Below are 3179 nucleotides of genomic sequence, written 5' to 3'. Positions count from 1 at the left end.
TCACAGCGCCCGGACTTTGACCACAAGTTGTGACGATAACAGGAGGCTCAATTGGTGGCACTTCACTTGACACGGCAACCATCGGCAGGCAAAGCAAACCACAGATGCAGACCAAACCCCCAAATGCCAAAATTTTGATAATTCTTTTCATGTTCCAAAACCTCCGTTCGCTTAATTTATGTAGTCGAACTCTGCAAAATTGGGAGCATCCCAATCTCTTAATACGACCTGTAGGTACTTCTAAGAATCATTTTCTCTCTGCAGATCACCAACAAAACATTCTTCCATGTCGCTTGACTCTTCTAACTGCTGACCCAATAAATAACTTTTTAGGTGCCTTTGTATTATAATCAAGTAAATATTAGCATATTAACTATTCTTTTATCAAGCAATCCTCTTTTTATAAAGTTATAAAGCCCCTGAAGCAGTTTTTATTTAAAACTTCTGGATTTCTGCAGCAGGCAGACTCCCATTATGGCGATAATGCCTCCACCAATTGATAAAACAGAGGGGATCTCATCGATCCATAACCAAGCTACAAAAATAGCCAGGACTGGATTTAAAAACAGGCTGCTTGCAACGAACGAAGCGGGATTTCTCGACGTCGCATAAGCCCACCCGGCATAGCCGATGCAGGTTGGAAAAACTGCAAGATACGCTACCGTTAGGATAGCAGAAAGAGGAGCGGTTGTGACTGCATTAAAAAGCCCTCTACCAAAAGGCGCCATCAATATCGTGCTGCTAACTATAACGTAAGTCGTCAATCTGAAAGCGCCGTATTTTGGTAAAAGGTTTTTTTGAAAAACGAAGTAAAATGACTCCATAAAAGCTGCACATAATATCCATAGGGCTCCAACAGAAGGTTTCATACCTCCCTCTCCTATTGAAATGACAGCCGCGCCCGAAAAGCTTATAGCGATGCTAATCCAACCTAGAAATGTCATCTTTTCTTTTAATATGATTACCGCCAGGATGGCAGTAAATACAGGTGCGGTAGCAATGAGCAGGCTGGCAGCTCCTGCAGATACGGTTTGTTCGCCGATACATAACGGTATATGGTAAAGGAACATGCCTGTCACACCCAAGAAAAATATAAAGGGGACATCTTTTAAATCAGGCAATCCAAATTTAAACATTACAAACGGAAGCAATACGATCGAGGATATGACAAAGCGAAACACCGCTAAATGAAGAGGTGAAAAATAATAGAGAGCCGCTTTTACGGCAGCAAAGGCTGATGACCACACTAAAAGGGTTATGATTAGCGCCGTTAGGCTGGGCCAGTCAATTGAACTTTTTAAACCAAATTCTACAAGTCGAGACTTTCTGAAGTTCATAACGTTGCTCCCCTTGCTGTTTGCAAGACAACTAAAGTAGGATCAATTAAAATATACCATAATTTTCATGATTTTATGTTATCAGCAACTAACTGGATCGCCTTAGAACAAAGAGGAATTTAATGCCTATTTCACTTTTGCTGGGTAACGACTTTCTTTTTTCGATGTCCTTTGAAGGCTCATTAGTTTGCTCTAATCACGCATGATAAGGTATAATGGGTTTTGAAAATCATATTAAATTAAGGAGGGATTGCCAATGGCTGAGTATCACGAGCCCGTTGAAGAGCTCACCGCAAAGGATAGGGATTTTCATCGAGCTCTTGCAAGCCTTAAGGAAGAGATAGAAGCAGTTATGTGGTACCACGACAGGGCGGCAACAACACAAGACCCAACAATAAGATCCGTTATAGAACACAATCGAGATGAGGAAATTGAGCATGCCGCCATGCTGCTTGAATGGCTGAGGCGTAACATGCCTGGATGGGATGAGGCCCTGGGCACATACCTTTTCACCGAAGAACCCATAACGGAAATAGAGGAAGCGGCGACTTCAGGGACATCAGGTGAATCATTTTCAAAAACCAGTGTGTCTACCTCTAGCTTAAACATTGGTTCTCTTAGAAATAACAAGTAAGGGAGGGGTGGAGATGGATTTTCTTAAAAGGGAATTAGCACCACTGGATAGTTTTGCTTGGGAAGAAATTGACGGAAGGGCAAAAGAGGTGTTAATTGCCAACCTTTCAGCGAGGAAGTTTGCCGATGTATTAGGTCCATTTGGTTGGGATTACGCAGCGTATCCTACGGGGAGGCTTAAGAAGGGTGACGCCTCAAAAGAGGTCTGCTATGCAACGCGACTGAGTTTGCCCTTAGTTGAGCTATACGTCCCATTCGAACTTTCCATATGCGAGCTCGATGCCATATCCAGGGGGTTAAAATCTCCAGATTTGACAAACCTGGAAGAAGCAGCGAGAAAGTTGGCCTTTTTTGAGGATAAATCGGTCTTTTACGGATTGGAAGATGCTTCCATGGAAGGTCTCTTTGGCACGTCCCAAGAGTTTACCATAGAGCTACCCCTCCAAAATACTTCGGATTTACTAGTCAGCTTAACTCAAGTAAAACATCACTTTACGCAGAATGGCGTTGAAGGCCCCTATGCCCTTATAGCAGGCCCGGCCCTTTGGAGCAGAATTTACTCCGTTGGAGAAGGGTATCCACTATACAAAAAAATTGGCGATGTGCTTGAAGACGGCAAAATAGTTTTTTCTCCCAACGTAAATGATGGGATAGTGGTTTCCTTGCGCGGTGGTGATTTCGAACTTATCCTGGGCCAGGATATATCCATTGGTTATAAAGAGTATAAAGATCGGGTAGTTTTGCTTTACTTCACCGAAAGTTTCACTTTTAACGTAGTTACCCCCGAGGCTGCTGTGCCGCTAAAGCTCGTCGACTAATAAGCTAAAAGATGAACCGAGGAAATATCTCGGTTCATCTTTTTTTATTTTCATAAAGTCGATCTACGAGCCATCTAAGAGAAGATCAATATGTCAGAACATCCCGCGCAATCAATATGGGCAGCAAGCTCGTTTTTTCGTTTTTACGCAAATCATGCATTCTCAAACTTAATAAAAAGCATTACAATTATTGTGAGAAATTTGAAGAATACTCTTTTCGTTGTGCGATGATTGATTTGCCCCGCTCTAAAGCTAAGGGGGGATGAAGTTGAAAAAAGCTATATGGCGCTCTCTTATTGGAGCGGTGTTACTTGTGCTATTTACAACATGTGTTTCTATGGCCTCACTTGAACCTGAGTCAGTAAGGAGGGTATGGCAAAGGTTGGCTGAG

The 3179-nt window shown here is 42.6% G+C and carries 3 protein-coding genes; 2 read left to right on the top strand and 1 reads right to left on the bottom strand.

The features are described from left to right. Positions 1-431: 431 nt before the first annotated feature. Complete coding sequence (locus tag Q7P41_RS00785) at positions 432-1337, bottom strand: DMT family transporter (protein WP_303881335.1); 906 nt, start codon at positions 1335-1337, stop codon at positions 432-434. Between the two features lie 256 nt (positions 1338-1593). On the opposite strand from Q7P41_RS00785, the gene Q7P41_RS00780 reads away from it, so the two are divergent. Both Q7P41_RS00780 and Q7P41_RS00775 read left to right on the top strand, forming a co-directional pair. Next, entirely contained in the window at positions 1594-1971 is a 378-nt protein-coding gene (locus tag Q7P41_RS00780) for a ferritin-like domain-containing protein (protein ID WP_303881334.1), read from the top strand. Between the two features lie 13 nt (positions 1972-1984). Continuing rightward, positions 1985-2788, top strand: a complete 804-nt coding sequence (locus tag Q7P41_RS00775; protein ID WP_303881330.1) for a family 1 encapsulin nanocompartment shell protein — start codon at positions 1985-1987, stop codon at positions 2786-2788. Positions 2789-3179 lie beyond the last annotated feature (391 nt).

Source organism: Acetomicrobium mobile, assembly GCF_937920065.1.
The sequence above is the reverse complement of the archived record's forward strand: the minus strand, read 5'-3'. Positions and strand labels throughout refer to the sequence as shown.

Excerpts from the sequence above, each read along its gene's own strand:
- Q7P41_RS00785 (WP_303881335.1), bottom strand. The coding sequence starts at position 1,337 with ATGAACTTCAGAAAGTCTCGACTTGTAGAATTTGGTTTAAAAAGTTCA.
- Q7P41_RS00780 (WP_303881334.1), top strand. The coding sequence starts at position 1,594 with ATGGCTGAGTATCACGAGCCCGTTGAAGAGCTCACCGCAAAGGATAGG.
- Q7P41_RS00775 (WP_303881330.1), top strand. The coding sequence starts at position 1,985 with ATGGATTTTCTTAAAAGGGAATTAGCACCACTGGATAGTTTTGCTTGG.